Here is a 17,530-nt window from a genome sequence, read left to right on the forward strand (position 1 = left end):
TCACCGCCGCCGACGCGACCTGGGCCGCCACGGCGTTCGGGTGGGGTTCGCGCCGCACCTGCTCGTGTTGCTCGCCGGGCGCGTGGCTCAGGCCGTCGGCGGCAGCGGCCTGGTCATCGTGGCCATCAGCGTCGCGGGCACCACGCGGCGAACCGGCGCTGTCACCGCCGGGGTCGGTCTGGTCGGCGCGTTCGGACCGCAGGCGTCCAGACGGATTCGTCCCGCGGCCGGTGGTGCGGTCACGGGCGTTCGTCGTGCTGGCGGTCGCGATCTGCGCTCTGTCGACGTCCTACGCTGGAATCCCAGCTGATCACCTCGTCACTCAACGCCTACGCGGCCGCCACCGGGCTCGCAGTGTTCGCGGCAACGGCCGGAATGGCCTGGTACGCGACGAAAGTCGGCAACGAGGTGCCCAGCACGCATCGCGGAGCCGCGGTCAACCTGTTCACCCTGTCCTACCAACTCGGCGGCGCGTTCGGACCGGCGCTTGTCACAGTCATGATGTGACGACCATGGCACGATTTGTGGGGTACGCGTCGTTGACGCCACGTGGCAGGCGCGGGACGGTGGTCGTATGCGCCGCGTCGTGTTCGTGCTCTTCGATGGCTTCGAGTTGCTTGACCTCGCCGGGCCCAGTTCCGTGATCGCGCACACCGGCCGGTACGTCTCGCACGTGGTGGCCTCGGCCGCCGGTCCGGTCCGGTCGTCCAGTGGTGTGAGCGTCAACGCCGATTTCGGGGTCGGTGACCTGGCGCCAGGGGGAATCGACACCATGGTGGTCGTCGGTGGCGGCGGGGTCGACGCGGCATGTCACGACACCGGGTTGATCGCGTGGATCGCGGCGGCCGGGGCGTCCGCGCGGCGGATCACGTCGGTGTGCAGCGGGGTTTTTCTCTTGGCAGCGGCTGGTTTGCTGACCGGGCGGCGCGTGACCACGCATTGGGGACGGGAGCAGCAGCTGCGGCGGCAACACCCGGATCTGGCGGTGGACTGCGACCCGATCTTCATCCGCGACGGTCGCGTGTGGACATCGGCGGGTGTCACGGCGGGGATGGACTTGGCGCTCGCGTTGGTGGAGGCCGACCACGGCAGGGCGATCGCGCACGCGGTCGCCCGCGAGTTGGTGCTCTTCTTGCGGCGACCGGGCAGCCAGTCCCAGTTCAGCGTCCCGCTGTGGTCGGCTCAGCCGTCGAGCGACTCGATCCGCGCGGTGGTGGACGGCGTGCACGCCGATCCCGGGGCACCGCACAGCATCGCCGACCTCGCCGCCCGCGGTGGCGTGAGCCCACGGCACTTGCACCGCCTGTTCATGGCCGAACTCGGTGTGCCGCCCGCGACCTACGTCGAACGAGTGCGGATCGAAGCGGCACGGCGAGCGTTGGCCGAGGGCGACGAGCCTGTCGAGACGGTGGCACGCCGGTGCGGGTTCGGCTCGGCGGAGACCTTGCGGCGCGGCTTCCACCGCCGCGTCGGAGTGTCCCCATCGGACTATCGGGACCGCTTCCGTACGACCAAGGAGTACACATGACAACGTATGGCCTGCTGATCTTCGACGACGCCGAGGAACTCGACTTCGTCGGACCATGGGAGGTGTTCACCGCGTCCGGGATGGTGCGGGACGGCGCCGACACCGCCGTCCTGATCGCTGAGCGGAGCGAACCGGTGCGGTGCAACAAGGGGATGCGAGTGCTGCCCGACCACACGTTCGACGACCACCCGCCGCTGGATGTGCTGCTGGTGCCCGGTGGGCGTGGGGCACGGGTGACCGAGATCGAGAATCCGGTCCTGCTCGGCTGGATCGCCAAGACCGCGGCACAGGCCCGCTGGGTCACCAGCGTCTGCACGGGGTCGTTCCTGCTGCACGAGGCGGGTCCAGCCAAGGGACGCCGCGTGGCCACCCACTGGTCGTCCGAACAGAACCTCGCCGACCGGGGCGACGTCACGGTCGTCCGCGATGCGCGGTATGTGGCAGACGGGAACCTGGTCACCAGCCAGGGCGTGTCCGCCGGGATCGACATGGCGTTGTGGCTGGTCGGCCAGTTGCACGGCCGTGAGCACGCTCGTGCTGTGCGGCAGTACATCCAGTACGAGCCCGCGCCGCCGTACCTCGCCGACGTCCCAGGCTGAGCGTGCGACCACCCTCCTGCACCTAGCAGCACAACCGTTGCGTGACCCAGGATCGGCGTATGGCTACTGGTTACGTGTACCACGAGATGTACGAGTGGCACGACACCGGAACACATGCGAGCCTCCTGCCCGCCGACCCGCGCAAGGGGCTGCAACCTTTCCGGCACTTCGAGAACGCCGATCCCAAACGCCGGGCGCACGCCTTGGTCGTGGCCAGCGGTCTGATCAACCGGCTGACCCGTCTCGCCCCGCGCCCGGCCACCGACGAGGAAATCTTGCTCGTGCACACGCCCGAGCACCTCCAGCGGCTGACCAAGGCCAACGACACGGGCGGGGACGGCGGCGACGGCGGCACCCCGTTCGGTCGGGGGTCCTTCGACATCGCACGGCTCGCGCTCGGCGGTGTGATCGACGCCGTGAAAGCCGTGATGGACCGGTACGTGGACAACGCGTACGCACTGGTTCGCCCGCCGGGCCACCACGCGGTGCCCAATTCCGGCATGGGGTTCTGCATGCTGGCCAACATCGCCGTCGCGGTGCGGGCCATCCGGCGGTCGCACGGTGTCGGGCGCATCGCGGTCGTCGACTTCGACGTGCACCACGGCAACGGCACCCAGACGGTGTTCTGGGAAGACCCCGCGGTGCTGGCCCTGTCACTCCACCAGGACCAGGCGTTCCCGAAGAACTCCGGGTTCCACACCGAACGCGGCGGCGGCAAGGGCTTCGGCTACACGCTGAACCTGCCGCTGCCGCCCGGCACCGGCAACGGCGGGTACTTGGAAGCCATGCGGCAGGTCGTGCTCCCGGCGCTGCGCCGGTTCCACCCCGACCTGATCATGGTCGCCGCCGGGTTCGACGGGAGCGCCCTCGATCCCTTGGGCCGCATGATGCTCACTCCCACGGGTTTCCGTCAGATCGCCACCATGCTCGTCGAGGCGGCGGACGAGTTGAGCGGCGGGCGGATCGTGTGCTCCCACGAAGGCGGCTACGACGAGGCGTACGCGCCGTTCTGCACGCACGCCGTGATCGAGGCGCTCGCCCGTGTCGAGACACCCTTCCCGGATCCGTTCCGGTTCGACACCCTGGGCCAGCAGGATCTCCAACCGCACCAGAAGAGCGCCATCCTGGCCGCGGCGAAGCTCGTCGGCGACATCCACTGATCCCGCGTTCCACTGTGGATGAAATCGCCGCGAGTTTCCCCGTCTGGCGCCCGGGGTATCTGGTCGTGTCGACACCGGGAGGGATGAGTCATGGGTCGCAGAAGCGGCAGCCGCTAGATGGCGGAGGACCAAGCCAGGCAAGGCCATCACGACCTGATCGGCCGGCCCCACGACGACCAGCGGGAGGGGCCGGTGGCCGAAGCCGAGGCCACCGCCGCGCGGATCAGCGAACCGGGCAAACCGCTTGGCCCCACCGGCAGGCGGTTCGACCGGCGGTCACCCTTCCTGATCGGGATGGCCGCCGCCGCGGGCGTGGCGGTGACCTACGGCCTGGTCATGGTGATCGCCGGGCTCGGTGAGATCCTGATCCTCATCGGACTGGCGTTGTTCATCGCCATCGGGCTCGAGCCAGTGGTGTCGTGGCTGGTGAACCACCGCTTTCCCCGCTGGCTCGCGGTGACCGCGGTGTTCGTGGCGGCGCTGGCCGCAGTGGGCGGGTTCCTCGCCGCGGCGATCCCGGTCCTGGTCGACCAGGCCGGGCAACTGGTCGCGAACGCGCCGGAATACCTGCGCCAGGCCCAGGACGGCAACTCGTGGATCGGCTGGCTCAACGAGAAGTTCCACATCCAGCAGGGCATCCTGGACGCCATCGGGGGCGGCGGCGGCCTGCTGGACGCGGGCGTCGTGGTCTTCGGCGCGGTCACCGACCTGCTGATCCTCATCGTGCTCACGGTCTACTTCGTCGCCGACCTGCCGCGTGTCCGGGCCGCGCTCTACCGGCTGGTCCCGCACTCACGGCGGCCACGCGCGATCCTGATCGGCGACGAGATCTCCGCGAAGGTCGGCGGGTACGTGCTGGGCAACGTGGTGATCTCGGTGATCGCCGGTGTGCTGACACTGGTCTGGCTGCTGATCTTCGGCGTGCCCTACGCCGTGCTGCTGGCGATCACCGTCGCCGTGCTCGACCTGATCCCCGTCCTGGGGTGGATCGTCGCCGGGACCCTGGTCGGCGCGGTCTCGTTCACCGTGTCGGTGCCGGTCGGCATCGCCACGGTCGGTTTCGTGCTGGTCTACCGGTTCGTGGAGGACTACCTGCTCGTCCCGCGCATCATCGGCTCCGCGGTGAAAGTGCCCGGGATCGTGACGGTCGTCGCCGTCCTGCTCGGCGGCGCACTGCTCGGCGTCGTCGGCGCGTTGGTCGCGATCCCGATCGCGGCGGCGCTTCTCCTGCTGGCGGAAGAGGTGCTGTACCCGCGCCTCGACCGGGCTTGATGCTGTCGGCTGCGCAGCCGCAGTGAGTGTCGCGCGCCCGGCGGTCTCGCAGCACCTGACCAAGCTCCGGCTGACGGGACTGGTGACTACCCATCGTGATGACCGTCGGGCGCCCTACCGGGCTCGCGGCGGACACGTCCGGCGACTGCTCACCGAAGCGCTCGCTGCGGCCCCGCACCACGTCACCGGCCTACCTGACCACGACTAATCGCCTCACCAAGGCCAGAGCGACCTGCTGGCAACTGCCCACGTGGTGCTGTTGCAACGTCGTCGCGTGCGTACTTGAGCACGTATAGTGGCGCCGCAACCGTTACAGGGGGTAATCAGATGGATGTTCTGGCCAACCGGGGCTACCGCCACCTGTTCCTGGCGCAACTGGTCGCGTTGCTGGGAACGGGACTGGCCACAATCGCGCTGGGCCTGCTGGCGTACGACCTCGCAGGAGCGGACGCCGGGTTCGTGCTCGGTGCCGCTCTCGCGCTGAAGATGGTGGCGTACGTACTGGTCGCGCCCCTCGTGACAGCGTTGGCGGACCGGCTGCCACGACGCGAGTTCCTCGTGGGCATGGACGTGCTCCGCTGCGGAGTCGCGCTCATGCTGCCGTTCGTCACCGAGGTGTGGCAGGTGTACGTGCTGATTCTGGTGCTACAGGCCGCGTCAGCAGCTTTCACTCCCACCTACCAGGCCACGATCCCGACGCTGCTGCCCCAGGAGGAGGACTACACACGGGCTCTGTCGTTGTCCCGCCTGACCTACGACCTGGAAAGCCTCATCAGCCCCGTTCTCGCAGCGGCGTTGCTGACGCTGGTCGACTACCACTGGCTGTTCACCGGGACCTCCGTGGGTTTCGCGGCGTCGGCATTCCTCGTACTCACGGTTGTTCTGCCCAAGCCGCAAGCAATCGAGAGACACGGCGGCGCCACCCGAGGCATCCGGATCTATCTCGCCACGCCACGCCTGCGGGCGCTGCTCTGGCTGAACCTCGCCGCGGCGGCAGCGGGTTCCATGGTCCTGGTCAACACAGTGGTGCTGGTCCGTGACGTGTTCGGCCGGGCAGACATCGCGGTGGCGATCACGTTCGGCGTCTTCGGGTTGGGGTCCATGGCCGCCGCCCTGACGCTGCCCCGGTTGCTGGCGAACGTACCCGACCGCAAGGTCATGCTCACCGCGTGCGGCGCGTTGGCAGGAATGCTCGTGCTCACCGCGGCGCTGCTGTCGCTGGGCTGGCTCATGGTCCTCGTGTCGTGGCTGCTGTTGGGCTTCGGCTATTCGCTGGCGCTGACGCCGGTCGGGCGGCTGATCCGGCGTTCGGCAGGCCCCGCCGATCTGCCCACCCTCTTCGCCGCGCAGTTCGCGATCTCCCACGCGGGCTGGCTGATCACGTACCTGGTGGCGGGGTCTCTCGGATCGGTCGCGGGAATGCCGGTGACCATGTTGATCCTCGGCGCGATCACGCTCGGCGGCGTACTCCAGGCGCGACGGGCGTGGCCCGCGGACGACCGCGAAACGCTTGAGCACGTCCACGACGACCTGGACGACGAGCACCCGCACCTGCACGATGCCATCCCCCACCAGCAAGGCTGGCGCCACGAACACGCCTACGTCATCGACCGCATTCACCCGCGTTGGCCCGCGAACCACGGATAGCCCTGTATACGCTGACGCCTCGTGTCGATCCTTTACGGCCTGTTGACGATCCTCGCGCTGACCGCCGCGACGGGGTACTTCGTCGCCCAGGAGTTCGCCTACCTCGCCGTGGACCGCGGCAGACTGCGTGCCAAAGCCGACGAAGGCGACACAACCGCCGCACGCGCCTACCGCGTCACCGAACGCCTGTCGTTCATGCTGTCCGGCGCGCAGTTCGGCATCACCGTCACCGCGCTGCTCGCCGGGTACGTCGCCGAACCGCTGCTCGGGTCCGGCCTCGCGGAGCTCATCGGTCTTGCCGGGGTGCCCGCGGCCGTCTCACTGTCGATCTCCGTGGCGGTGGCGCTGCTGATCGCCACGATCGTGCAGATGGTCTTCGGCGAGCTGTTCCCCAAGAACCTGGCGATCGCCAAGCCGGAGGCGCTGGCCAAGGCGCTGAGCCGGTCGACCCTGGTGTACCTCAAGGTCGCCGGGCCGGTGATCAGGTTCTTCGACGCCACCGCGAACCGGCTGCTGCGGGCGGTCAGCATCGAACCCGTCGAGGAGCTCCCGCAGGGCGCGACCGCCGATGACCTGCAGCGGATCATCGACGACTCCGAAGCGGGCGGGCACCTGGACCCCGAGCTGTCACTGCTGCTCGACCGCGGTCTGGACTTCCGGGGGCTCACCGCGGGGCAGGCCATGACCCCGCGCGTCGACGTCCACACGCTCAACGCGACCGACCCCGTGTCGGCCGTGGTCGAACGCCTGGACACCGGCCGATCCCGCTTCCCCGTTCTCGGCGACGGCGTCGACGACCTGAAAGGCGTCGTGGGGCTCGCCGAGGTGCTGACCGTGCCGATCGACCGACGCACGAGCACACCGGCCGCGACCGTGGTCTCCCCGCCGGTGCTCGTCCCCGAGTCGCTGCCCCTCCCGGCCGTGCTGGAACGCCTGCGCACCGAACGCCGCCAGCTCGCCTGCGTCCTCGACGAGTTCGGCGGCTTCGCGGGCGTGATCACCCTGGAGGACCTCGCCGAGGAACTGGTCGGCGACATCCTCGACGAGGACGACCTGGCCGAGACCACGCCGGAGCGGCAGACCGAGGGCGTCTGGGTCGTGCCCGCCCGGCTGCGGATCGACGAGCTGGCCGACCAGACCGGCATCCAACTGCCCGAGGACGACGCCTACGAGACGGTCTCGGGCTTGATCCTGCAACGACTCGGCCGCATTCCCCGCGCGGGCGACCAGGTCACCGTCGAGCTCGCACAGGAGTCGATCGAGGACGACCCGCCACCGCCGCTGACCGCGCGTCTGGACGTGCTGGACGTGTCCCGGCACGTGCCGCAGACCGTGCGGGTCACGACCGAGGAGCAGAACCGATGAACCCGGCGTGGGCCCTGATCATCTCCGTGCTGCTGCTGGTCGGCAACGCGTTCTTCGTCGCGGCGGAGTTCGCCCTCACCGCGGCGAAGCGCTACCGCCTCGAAGAGGCCGCGGCATCCGGGAGCCGCGCCGCACGCGCGGCCGTCAAAGGCATCGACGAGCTGTCGCTGATGCTCGCCGGTGCGCAACTCGGCATCACCCTCTGCACGCTCGGTCTCGGCGCGCTGGCCGAACCGGCCGTGGCGCACCTGATCGACCCGCTGCTGCACGCCACCGGCATGCCGAGCCAACTCAGCTACGCCATCGCGTTCGTGATCAGCCTGGTGCTGGTCGTGTTCCTGCACATGGTCATCGGCGAGATGGCGCCGAAGTCCTGGGCGCTGGTGCACCCCGAACGCTCCGCGCTGCTGCTCGCCCTGCCGTTCCGATGGTTCACCACGATGGTCCGCTGGGTGCTGTCTGTCCTCAACGGCTTCACCAACTGGCTGCTCCGACTGGTCGGAGTGGACCCGAAGGACACCGCCGACAAGATCTACCTCGCGGAGGACCTCAAGATCCTCGTGCACGAATCCGGCAGGCACGGCACCCTGCCGCAAGGGCAGCAACGCCTGCTGACCAGGATGCTCGCCCTGCAGAACACGACGCTGGGCAAGGTGATGATCCCCCGCGACCAGACGGTCACCGTACCCGACAGCGCCACCGCGGCCGACATCGAGGACCGCAGCCGCTCCTGCGGGCGTTCCCGCTTCCCCGTGCTCGACGCCAAGGACGACGTCGTCGGCCTGGTCCACATCCGCGAAGCCGTCCGCGCCACCGCAGCCGGGCGTGACACCACCGCACACGACCTGATGACCGTCCCCTTGCGACTCCCGGTCGACCAACCCATCGCCACCACCGTCACCACTATGCGCCAGGCCCGCGCCCAACTCGCCCTCGTTGTCGACGGCACGGGCGCGTACCTCGGTATCGCGACGATGGAGGACGTGCTGGAGGAACTCATCGACGAGTTCGACGACGAGACCGATCCGGTGAGTCCGTAGCGGCCTTCGTGGCACGGCCGGGGCGATCACCGCACTGATGTCCGGCACCAACACGTCACACCTGGTATAGTTCCGACCGTTGCGCCGCTACCAGCGGTCGTCATGGTCGCGCATCGCGCGATCGATTCTGCCAGCCCGTCCCTTATGCCGCTTCCGCGCTTGAGCGAAACGGTTGTGACGGTGGTCACGGCAGATCCTCATTCGTCCTGAAGGGACACCTATCACTACCTCGACCACGTCAGGACCTGCCCCCGTGCAGGGACTGTTCAGCCACCCCTACACCTACGAGCCCCACGAGACGGGCACCGTCGTGGTCGGCGCCGACCACCGCCTCTCGCGGGAAGGCCTGTTCCGCGATCCGTTCGACGAGACCACGGCGCACGTGATCGCCCAGCCGCGAAGGGGCCGCTGAACACAGCGGTTTCCGCTCCGAGCGGCGGCGACACTGTACCGTCGTGTGCATGTCGGAGGATTCCGCCGGTCCCGTCCTGGCTCCCACCCTGGCCGAGTGGCTCAAGGCCCGCGAGGAGACCAGGCAGCACCTCGCCGGAAAGCCGCCGTTCGACGTGGCGTGGGTGCAGCGACTGGCCGACCTGCTGGCGACCGAACGGTCTTGGCAGGACCAGTACACCAATCTCATCGCGTTGGGCAGCCGCGGCGGCCAGTTCCCCTCGTCCAACCGCTGACTCCCGCTCGAGCCACCGGCAGGATCACCCAAAAGGTGCACGGGAGTCGCAGGCGTACAGTCGGTACACCGAGGGCACGTCGAGCACGGCATTCGAGTCGGGCCGCCTTGGGATCACCATGACCCGGCCGACGAGACTCGGCCAGAGGCCGGAGCGCCGAGATGAACTCGGACCTGCCCACCATCGACCAGTACCCGGCCCCGCGGCGCGCGGAACGTGAACTGCGGTTGAAGATAAAACCGATCACCGCCGCTCGCAGCGGTGTGGACGGGGCCTGGTGGCCGTGGTCGACCGCCCCCGCGGCAGAGTTCCCCGCACTGATCATGGCGTTGAGCTCGTGGGTCGGCCCGGTCCGCCGTCTGGCCTACCGGCCCGGCGACTGGCAGCCCACCGAGCCGACAATGACCGTGGAGGGCTGGCTGGTGCGGCTGGAAGCCCCGCACACCGTGGCGGCCAACACCGTCGTGCTCGTCGGCCAGGATCTCAGGGAACTCTGCTTGGTGGTCGTCCCATCGAGCACACCTGGCGGCGCGGCCCGTGCCGCACTGCACTCGGCGTCCAGTTCGGACACGGTCGCCACGGCCACGGACATCCTTTTCAGCAACGGGGTCGTGCTTGACGGCCAGTCGGACACCGCGTGTCGCCGATGACAGATCAGTCCACAAGGACGAAATGCCCTGCTCCGCGTGCCCACATCCCTGGCACAGTCACGACCGCATCGGCGTCCGCTACTGCAACGTCACCAAAGCCGGTGGCCACGACCGAGGTTGTGTCCGCACCCGGCGAACAGCGCGCCACACCACGATGACCGGCACGTTGGGGTCAGGTGATGTAGCGTGCCAGTCCCCTGGCCAGGAACGCACGGTTCGACGGGGCGGAAGCGGTCGACGACCGGGCTCCGGCAAGGCGGTGGTCGATGGCGTCGGCGACGAACCGCGCCACGGTTTCGGGCCGGGGCAGCGGGTCATCGCCGAGGCGTGCGATGGTGATCGGCGCCTCGTCCGGATCGGTTTCCACCGACACAGCCCACCCTGCCCGTTCGCTCCACACAAGCATCAGATCCCGGCCCGGCCGGGCGGGCCAGCGGCGGGCCAGTGCGAGATATGCGGTCGCCGTGTCACTGATCTCGAAGGTGGTGCCCTCATCGGGGACGCCGACCGCCACGGCTACCGCGCGCAGGTAACCCGCGAGTCCCAAGGACATCTCCCAGGTGCGGTCTTCGACTGGCCAGAGGTCCGTCATGTTGCCGTCCGTTCATCACCGCGAATGGGATTGCCCACGTCATCACCGCGCGTGGACAACCCCATCGACAGGTGTCTTGGGCACGTGTGCCGAGCCGATCGACTATTCATCCGTTTCGCACCAACGGTTTCGCCCGCAAGGGACGGAAACCGCGACTGCTCGGCGGCTGATGCGGCCGACGGGGTGGGTAGTGCCTGCGAGCGGGCCGACGTCGTCATGCCTGCGCTCCTGCCACCGGCCCACACGTCCGGCCGGATGTCCGAGGCCCGCCGGTCCCAACACCGGGTGGAGAGCACCGTGACGCCGCCGACTGTACCGCACATTGTCCGTCCTGCGGATTCGATCATCCGCAGTCGGGCGTGTCCCGCCCTCGATGCCGTATCGTCGGCGTCACGATGACCACTTCGCAGTACGACCGCAAACGCCTGTCCGAAGTACGCGCTGCCCAGGCGCACAAGGAAGAGATCCAACAGGCCATGGCAATCCGCACCGTCGACGACCATGCCACGGACTCGAAGGACCGGGCGACGCTGATCGCGATGCTCGGACTGGACACCCAGGGACCGCTCGTCCAGGCATCGCACGTGGGAACGCTCGACTGAGCGCAGCCGCTTGGATCCCCAGAGGGTGTTCACGCTCACGTCGCTCAGGAGTTCTTCGGTTCGGGCAGTACGACGGTCTGCGCACCGTCCACTGTGATCGTCGCGCCGGACACGAACCCGGCCTGCTCGCTGAGCAGGAACGTGATCATCGCGGCGATCTCGTCCGGCTGGGCCAGCCTGCCGAGCGGCTGGGCGTCGATCAGCGCGTCACGCCTTTCGGCATTCTGCCAACGATGCGCGTTACGCGGAACCGCGACGAAACCAGGCCGCACCACGTTGCACCGCAACCTGCGCGGGCCGAGTTCCACCGCGGCAGCGCGTCCTAGCGCCTCCAGTGCGGCCTTGGCCATCGCGTACGGCGCCTGCCCCGCCCACGCGAATGCCGCATGCACCGAGCTGACCAGCACGGCGGCGCAGGGGCGTCCATCGGCTCGAGCAAGCAGTTGCTGCAATGGTTCCACAGCGGACACCGCGCCGACGTCCAGCACCTTGCGCACCGCGTCCGGACTCTGCTCGGCCAGTGCCGCCCGGTGCTCGCTCAGCAGGCAGTGCACCAGTCCGGTCACGGGCCCTTCGCCGGCCAGCCGGTCGAACGCGGCACCGACCACGGCCGGGTCGGTCGCGTCGCCGGTGATCCACATCGGACTGTCGGCCGGGTCGGACGGCGCCGCGGTGTCCACCACGGCGACCCGGCGCCCCTGTTCCCGCAGCGCACGCACCACCGCTGAGCCGATGCCTCCCGCGCCACCGAGCACCACCACACCGCTCACGACCACGTCCTTGTCCCGAGTTCGGAATCCCACGCCGCGCCAGCCAGTGTCAGACCGATCCCGGTCGCCCCGGGCGCACGCCAATATCCGCCATGCACGGACTCCCTGGGGACGACACTGCCCTCGCGGTCGCCGGCCTCACCGACCATGATCTCCAGCACCCCCGTGCCCAGCGCGCCGAGCACCTGTCCGCTGGTCGCGGTGGCCACCGGCCCGGTCGGGTTGTGCAGCGCCACCGCGCAGCCCATGTCCCACACCCTTCTGGCCAGGTCGAGGGTGCGTCGCGCGCCGCCCGCGTGCTTCACATCGGGCATCACCACGTCGAGCGCGCCCGCGACGACCGCGGCCCGCACGTCGGCGAGGTCGCCGATGTGCTCACCGCCCGCCAGCGGGCAGTCGAGCGCGGATTTGATCGCCAGCAGGTCCCCGACCTCGTCGAGCGGGGCGACGTCCTCCACCCAGGTCGGTGCCAGGTCACGCAGCTCCGGCGCGATCCGCAGCAGTTCATCGCGGCGCAGCACGTGGTGCACGTCGACCATGACGCCCACATCGGCGCCGACCGCCGCGCGCACCGCCTGCACGCGAACCAGGCCTTGCTCAGCGCGATCGCTGCCTTCGAGTCCGTCGAACGGGGCGAGTTTCACCGCGCGATAACCAGCGGCCACCGCAGACCGCGCGTGGGTGGCGAACCCGTCCGAGGTGCGCACGGTGGTGCCGCGGTTGATGTTGGCGTACGTCGGAACGTCCGGCACCGCGCCGCCGCCCAGCCACGTCGACAGTGACTGGCCCGCGCGTCTCGCGTTCAGGTCCTCCCATGCCGCGGCCAGACCGCTGGCGATGGTGCGTGACGGCAGATCACCACCGGCAGCGACCGCCCAGCGCCAGGCTTGGTCGGGACTGGGCACGCCACCGGCGACCAGGCGGCCCAGGAGCGTCGCGGCGGTTTCCGCGTCACAGGCGTCCGAGCATTCGCCGTAGCCCGCCAGCCCATCGCCGCCGGTGAGTTCGACGACCAGCCACTCCGACCTCCTGTTGAGCCGCAGGCGGTGCAGCGTCGCTGTCGGCGTCACGACGCCCCCAACTGCCCTGTGCTGAAGAAGCTGCGCACGACGATCCCGGCGGCCGCGGTGATCAACGCGTTGCCTGCCGGTCTTGGCCGGACGAGCGCATGCGGGGGCGTGGCCTCGACGCGATCACGCACCACATCCAGCCACCGGTCCGACGGCGCACCGCTGCCGCCGATGATGATCATGTCCGGCCGCATCAGATCGTGCAGCGTGTCGACCACCCGCGCGACCTGGGTGCTGCGGGCTTGCAACAGCTCGATCGCGGTCGGGTCCTCGTGGTGGTCGGCGAGCCGGATCAGGCCGGTCAGCGAGGTTGCCGCGAGACCGGCGGACCGCGCCGCGGCGAGCAGCGCCAGATCTGTCCCGCACTCGCCGAAGGGGGCGTGGCCGCCGGTCAGATCCGGAACCACGAGACGTCCGATGCTGCCCTGGACGATGCCGTGCGGGTCCGTCACCGCGGGGCGGCTGACAAACCCCATCTCCGCGACGTTGCCGATGAACAGGTACAGCACGCTCTGGGCACGCAGCCCGGACCCGAAGGCCAGTTCGGCGCCCAGTTGGGCACGCACGTTGCTGTCCACGACGACGTCGAAACCCGTCTGCTCGCGCAGGCGGTCGGCGACGTCGACACCGGCCCAACCGAGCGCGTCGTTGCGCACGATCCGTCCGGTCACGTGGTCCACCTCGCCTCCCGCGGCCACCCCGATCCCCAGCACCGGGCTGGTGGCGAAGGACGCCGTCTCGGCTGCCATCTCCCCGGCCCGCCGCAAGGTCGTGGTGACGTCGGACGGGTCGCGCTCCTCGGCGTACGCGGTGAGGCAGTGACCGGCCAGGTCGGTCAGCCCGACCGTGGTGCGCGCCACGCCGAGGTGCACGCCGACCGCGTACCGGCTGGACGGGTCGAGCTCCACCGGCACCCGCGGCCTGCCGATCCGGCTGTACTGGCCGGTGAGCTCCCTGACCAGCCCGGCGGCCAGCAGCGGCTCGACGATCCGGCTGACGCTGCCGTGGTTGAGCGACAGGGCTTCGGCGATGTCACCACGTGCCAACGGGCCGCTTTGGGCCAGCAGGTACAGCACGGTGGCCGTGTTGGTCTGCCGGGCCTGGCGTGGCTGGGTTCCGCTGAGGCGGGAGCTGTTCGATGCTGTCATGCTTTCGCGGGCTTTCCGGACTCGACGCTGTTGGCTTCCTCGAGTTCTACACCGGTGGTGGCCAGGAACGGCGACGCCGCCACGATCACCGCGCACACCACGAACACACTGGCGTACCACGCGATGACCACGATGCCGTGATCTTGCGCCAGCGTGGGCACGAGGAACACGTTGAGCGCGATCGCCAGCCGGGTCGCGCACTGGGCGATGCCGGAACCTATGCCGCGCAACGCGGTCGGGAACGCCTCGATGCTCCACACCCAGGACAGCACACCCGGGCCGAGCCACGTCAGCGTGGCGTACACCGCCCAGAAGATCACCAGAGCGACACCGGACTCCTTGCCCGTCAACGCGATCCCCACCCCGGCGGCGAACACGCCGAGGCACGTCCACACGCCAAGCCAGCGGCGGTTGACCCGGTCGATGATCAACGCGCCGATCGACACGGCGATCAGCCCCATCACGAACCCCAGCAGCGAGAAGTACAGCGTGTTGGACACGCCGATGCCGATGCTGTTGATGATCAACGGCCCCGCGACGGTGGCCACCGCGCCGCCGAAGGCCTGCAACGCGAAGAACGCCGTCACCACCAGCAACCGCCGCCAGGACCCGCCCGACAGCAGTGCCCTGTAGTCCCGTTTCTCGACGATCTCCTGCTTCGGCGGTTCGAGGCCGAGCGCGTCGTAGACCTTCTGCGCCTCCTCCACACGCCCCTGCGCGCGCAGCCAGCGCGGCGATTCCGGGAGGAACTGCCTGGCCACCAGGACGGCGGCGGCGGGCAGTGCGGCCAGGCCGAACAGCCACCGCCACGCCTCGTCGCCGAACACCGGCTTGAGCGCGAGGGCGAGCAGCACGGAGACGATGGCACCGCTCAGCCACATCAAGTTGGGCAGGCTGCCCGCGACACGGCCCCGGCGGGTCCTTGGCGAGATCTCGGCGAGGAACGCGTGCGACGTCGGGATGTCCATGCCCACCGCGACACCGAGGACGAACCGGGCAGCCACCAGCTGCCACACGTCCTGGACGAACGCCGCCGCGATCGACGCCACCACGAAGAACGCCAGGTTGAACATGAAGATCACCCGGCGGCCGAACCGGTCGGACAGATCGCCGAAGACCAGCAGGCCGATGGCGGTCCCCACGAACGCCGCCGCGGTGACCAGCCCCACCTGGACCGCGGTGAGGTGGAAGGACGGCTTGAGGAACAACATCGCGGCACCGATGACCAGCAGGTCGTAGCCGTCGATGAACTCGCCGAACGCGACGAGCCTGCTGGTCCAGGTGCGGACGAACCTCACCCGCCCCGGTGAGAGCGAGTGGTCCACGGCCACCTGCGCCATCGGCGATCCCTTCCTCGTGTCCCGAGTGAACGCTTTTATGTGCGACGAACACCAAATTACTCACGCGTGCCCCTCTCACAACGGGCGCGGCAAATTCTCGCCTGTCATCGGCGATTGCCGTGCCGCGCAGGGGGCACGCGCTGCCGCCGCGCGACGAGTGAACGATGATCCAGCTGTGGAGATAGCAGCGGAACTGGTGGGGCTGGTCGTCACCGTTCTCATCGTGATGACGGTCGCCCGGCGACTCGACTGGTCGGCGCCTCTGTGCCTGGTCGTGGTAGGCGTCGCGGCATCGTACATTCCGGGCATCCCGGACTACGATCTCGACCCCGAGGTGGTGCTCGTCGGTCTGCTGCCGCCGCTGCTGTACTCGGCCTCGGTGCAGACGTCGCTGGTCGCGTTCCGCAAGCTGCGCGGGCCGATCATGCTCCTCTCGGTGGGGTTGGTCGTGTTCACGGCGTTCGGTGTCGGCGTGGTGGCGTGGGCCGTCATCCCGGGGCTGCCGTTGGCGGCCGGGATCGCGCTCGGTGCCGTGGTCGCCCCGCCGGACGCCGTGGCCGCGAGCGCCGTCGCACGGCGTGTGGGGATGCCGCGCAAGCTCGTGCGGCTGTTGGAAGGCGAGAGCCTGTTCAACGACGCCGCCGCGCTGGTCGCGTTGCGCACTGCCATCGCCGCGATCGCCGGGTCGATCAGCCTGTGGCAGGTGGGGCTGGACTTCCTGCAGGCCGCCGTGGTCGGGGTGCTCGCCGGGTTCGTCATCGGAACCGTCGTCTCGTTCGTACGCAACAAGTTCGACGAACCGGTCATCGACACCGCCCTGTCGTTCACCGTGCCGTTCGCGGCCTACATCCTGGCCGAGGCCGCGCACGGGTCGGGTGTCCTGGCGGTGGTGGTGGCCGGGTTGATCCTCGGCCACACGGCGCCGCGCGTGCAGTCCGGATCAGCGCGCCTCGCCAGCCGCCTCAACTGGCACACAGTGCAGTTCCTGCTGGAGAACATCGTCTTCCTGCTGATCGGCCTGCAGTTGCGGCGGATCATCGCCGAGGTCGCCCAGACCGGGCTGTCGTTCTGGGAGCTCACCGGGATCTGTGCCGCCGTGCTGGCCGCGACGATCGGCACGCGCGGCGTGTGGCTGGTCGGAATCGGCACGATGAAGCGCGTGGCGCACATCCTCCACATCGACCGCCGGACGAAGGTGTGGCCATGGCGCTACTCCGCCGTGATCGCGTGGGCGGGGATGCGCGGCGTGGTCACGCTCGCCGCCGCTTTCGTCCTGCCTCCCGAAACTCCCCAGCGTTCCGTGCTGGTCCTGGCGGCGTTCGTCGTGGTGGCGGGCACTCTCGCACTGCACGGCACGACACTGCCCTTGCTGATCCGGCGGCTGCGGCTGCCCCGGCCCGACCCAGCCGAGGACGCGCTGCAAGAGGCGGCCGTGCTCAACGACATGACCCGGGTGGCGCTGGCGAAACTCGAGGAGGTGCGGACCGACGACGACCCACCGGAGGTCATCCAACGGCTGCGTGACCGCCTACAGGAACGCTCCGACTCCGCGTGGGAGCAACTGGGCAGGCAGGGCACGCTCGCCGAAACCCCCAGCGACGCCTACCGCAGGCTGCGCCTGCGACTGCTGGACGCCGAACGCGAGGAGTTCCTCAAAGCACGCGACAACAGCACCGCCGACGACGACGTCCTCCGGCGGGTGCTCGCACGCCTGGACATGGAGGAGTCGATGCTCGACCGCGACGAGGAGATCGACAGCTCCGAGGCGCGCGAACTCAGCACTCCCGCCGCCACATCCGGGTCGTGCAAGCACCTCAAGCACGAGTGGAAGGAACCGGAGGCCAGCTCGGGCGACGTGTGCCAGGCGTGTGTCGACGAGGGCTCGACGTGGGTGCACCTGCGCTTGTGCCTCAAGTGCGGCAACGTCGCCTGCTGTGACTCCTCACCGCGCAAGCACGCCACACAGCACTTCCACGACTCGCGCCACCCGGTGATGCGCAGCTTCGAACCGGGAGAGTCGTGGCGGTGGTGCTTCGTGGATCACCAGCTCGGCTGACCCGT

Annotated in this window: 19 protein-coding genes; 14 read left to right on the forward strand and 5 right to left on the reverse strand. The window is 69.3% G+C overall.

The window, feature by feature from the left end; genetic code table 11:
* Positions 1 to 40: 40 nt before the first annotated feature.
* From ALI144C_RS18860 to ALI144C_RS18910, 12 genes are all read left to right on the forward strand, one after another.
* Positions 41 to 310, forward strand: coding sequence for a hypothetical protein (locus ALI144C_RS18860; RefSeq protein WP_076988441.1), 270 nt, complete (start codon positions 41 to 43; stop codon positions 308 to 310).
* Between the two features lie 44 nt (positions 311 to 354).
* On the forward strand, positions 355 to 507 hold the full coding sequence (locus ALI144C_RS55550; RefSeq protein WP_168211288.1) for a hypothetical protein: 153 nt from the start codon (positions 355 to 357) through the stop codon (positions 505 to 507).
* Positions 508 to 574: 67 nt separating this feature from the next.
* Positions 575 to 1,528: a GlxA family transcriptional regulator gene (locus ALI144C_RS18865; protein ID WP_076988442.1), complete on the forward strand. Its 954-nt coding sequence runs from the start codon at positions 575 to 577 to the stop codon at positions 1,526 to 1,528.
* A complete protein-coding gene (locus ALI144C_RS18870; protein WP_076988443.1) occupies positions 1,525 to 2,127 on the forward strand; it encodes a DJ-1/PfpI family protein in 603 nt (200 codons plus the stop codon). Before ALI144C_RS18865 ends, ALI144C_RS18870 begins: the two co-directional genes overlap by 4 nt.
* A gap of 59 nt (positions 2,128 to 2,186) precedes the next feature.
* Complete coding sequence (locus tag ALI144C_RS18875; RefSeq protein ID WP_076988444.1) at positions 2,187 to 3,287, forward strand: class II histone deacetylase; 1,101 nt, start codon at positions 2,187 to 2,189, stop codon at positions 3,285 to 3,287.
* Between the two features lie 117 nt (positions 3,288 to 3,404).
* On the forward strand, positions 3,405 to 4,559 hold the full coding sequence (locus ALI144C_RS18880; protein ID WP_193441205.1) for an AI-2E family transporter: 1,155 nt from the start codon (positions 3,405 to 3,407) through the stop codon (positions 4,557 to 4,559).
* A gap of 327 nt (positions 4,560 to 4,886) precedes the next feature.
* A complete protein-coding gene (locus ALI144C_RS18890) occupies positions 4,887 to 6,206 on the forward strand; it encodes an MFS transporter (protein WP_076988445.1) in 1,320 nt (439 codons plus the stop codon).
* 21 nt (positions 6,207 to 6,227) lie between these two features.
* On the forward strand, positions 6,228 to 7,571 hold the full coding sequence (locus ALI144C_RS18895; RefSeq protein ID WP_076988446.1) for a hemolysin family protein: 1,344 nt from the start codon (positions 6,228 to 6,230) through the stop codon (positions 7,569 to 7,571).
* A complete protein-coding gene (locus tag ALI144C_RS18900) occupies positions 7,568 to 8,611 on the forward strand; it encodes a hemolysin family protein (protein ID WP_076988447.1) in 1,044 nt (347 codons plus the stop codon). The genes ALI144C_RS18895 and ALI144C_RS18900 overlap by 4 nt, the downstream gene beginning before the upstream one ends.
* Positions 8,612 to 8,864: 253 nt before the next feature.
* Complete coding sequence (locus tag ALI144C_RS55555; RefSeq protein WP_168211289.1) at positions 8,865 to 9,023, forward strand: hypothetical protein; 159 nt, start codon at positions 8,865 to 8,867, stop codon at positions 9,021 to 9,023.
* A 49-nt stretch (positions 9,024 to 9,072) separates the two neighbouring features.
* A complete protein-coding gene (locus ALI144C_RS18905) occupies positions 9,073 to 9,297 on the forward strand; it encodes a hypothetical protein (RefSeq protein WP_076988448.1) in 225 nt (74 codons plus the stop codon).
* Positions 9,298 to 9,458: 161 nt separating this feature from the next.
* Entirely contained in the window at positions 9,459 to 9,947 is a 489-nt protein-coding gene (locus tag ALI144C_RS18910; protein ID WP_076988449.1) for a DUF5994 family protein, read from the forward strand.
* Positions 9,948 to 10,119: 172 nt separating this feature from the next.
* Here the strand turns inward: ALI144C_RS18910 and ALI144C_RS55560 are convergent, their stop codons facing one another.
* Positions 10,120 to 10,539, reverse strand: a complete 420-nt coding sequence (locus ALI144C_RS55560; RefSeq protein WP_076988450.1) for a DUF6292 family protein — start codon at positions 10,537 to 10,539, stop codon at positions 10,120 to 10,122.
* Between the two features lie 395 nt (positions 10,540 to 10,934).
* On the opposite strand from ALI144C_RS55560, the gene ALI144C_RS18920 reads away from it, so the two are divergent.
* On the forward strand, positions 10,935 to 11,141 hold the full coding sequence (locus ALI144C_RS18920; protein WP_076988451.1) for a hypothetical protein: 207 nt from the start codon (positions 10,935 to 10,937) through the stop codon (positions 11,139 to 11,141).
* A gap of 44 nt (positions 11,142 to 11,185) precedes the next feature.
* Here ALI144C_RS18920 and ALI144C_RS18925 read toward each other — a convergent pair whose 3' ends face one another.
* The 4 genes from ALI144C_RS18925 to ALI144C_RS18940 are packed head-to-tail and all read right to left on the reverse strand — an operon-like array spanning position 11,186 to position 15,469.
* Positions 11,186 to 11,911, reverse strand: coding sequence for an SDR family NAD(P)-dependent oxidoreductase (locus ALI144C_RS18925; protein ID WP_076988714.1), 726 nt, complete (start codon positions 11,909 to 11,911; stop codon positions 11,186 to 11,188).
* Entirely contained in the window at positions 11,908 to 12,981 is a 1,074-nt protein-coding gene (locus ALI144C_RS18930; protein ID WP_076988452.1) for an enolase C-terminal domain-like protein, read from the reverse strand. Before ALI144C_RS18930 ends, ALI144C_RS18925 begins: the two co-directional genes overlap by 4 nt.
* Positions 12,978 to 14,129 (reverse strand): ROK family transcriptional regulator, encoded by a 1,152-nt coding sequence (locus tag ALI144C_RS18935; protein WP_076988453.1) that lies wholly within the window; start codon positions 14,127 to 14,129, stop codon positions 12,978 to 12,980. Before ALI144C_RS18935 ends, ALI144C_RS18930 begins: the two co-directional genes overlap by 4 nt.
* Positions 14,126 to 15,469, reverse strand: a complete 1,344-nt coding sequence (locus tag ALI144C_RS18940) for an MFS transporter (RefSeq protein ID WP_076988454.1) — start codon at positions 15,467 to 15,469, stop codon at positions 14,126 to 14,128. Before ALI144C_RS18940 ends, ALI144C_RS18935 begins: the two co-directional genes overlap by 4 nt.
* Before the next feature lie 175 nt (positions 15,470 to 15,644).
* Here ALI144C_RS18940 and ALI144C_RS18945 point away from each other — a divergent pair, with 175 nt between their 5' ends.
* Positions 15,645 to 17,525: a Na+/H+ antiporter gene (locus ALI144C_RS18945; RefSeq protein WP_076988455.1), complete on the forward strand. Its 1,881-nt coding sequence runs from the start codon at positions 15,645 to 15,647 to the stop codon at positions 17,523 to 17,525.
* Positions 17,526 to 17,530 lie beyond the last annotated feature (5 nt).

The organism is Actinosynnema sp. ALI-1.44 (genome assembly GCF_001984155.1).
Lineage (GTDB): Bacteria > Actinomycetota > Actinomycetes > Mycobacteriales > Pseudonocardiaceae > Kibdelosporangium.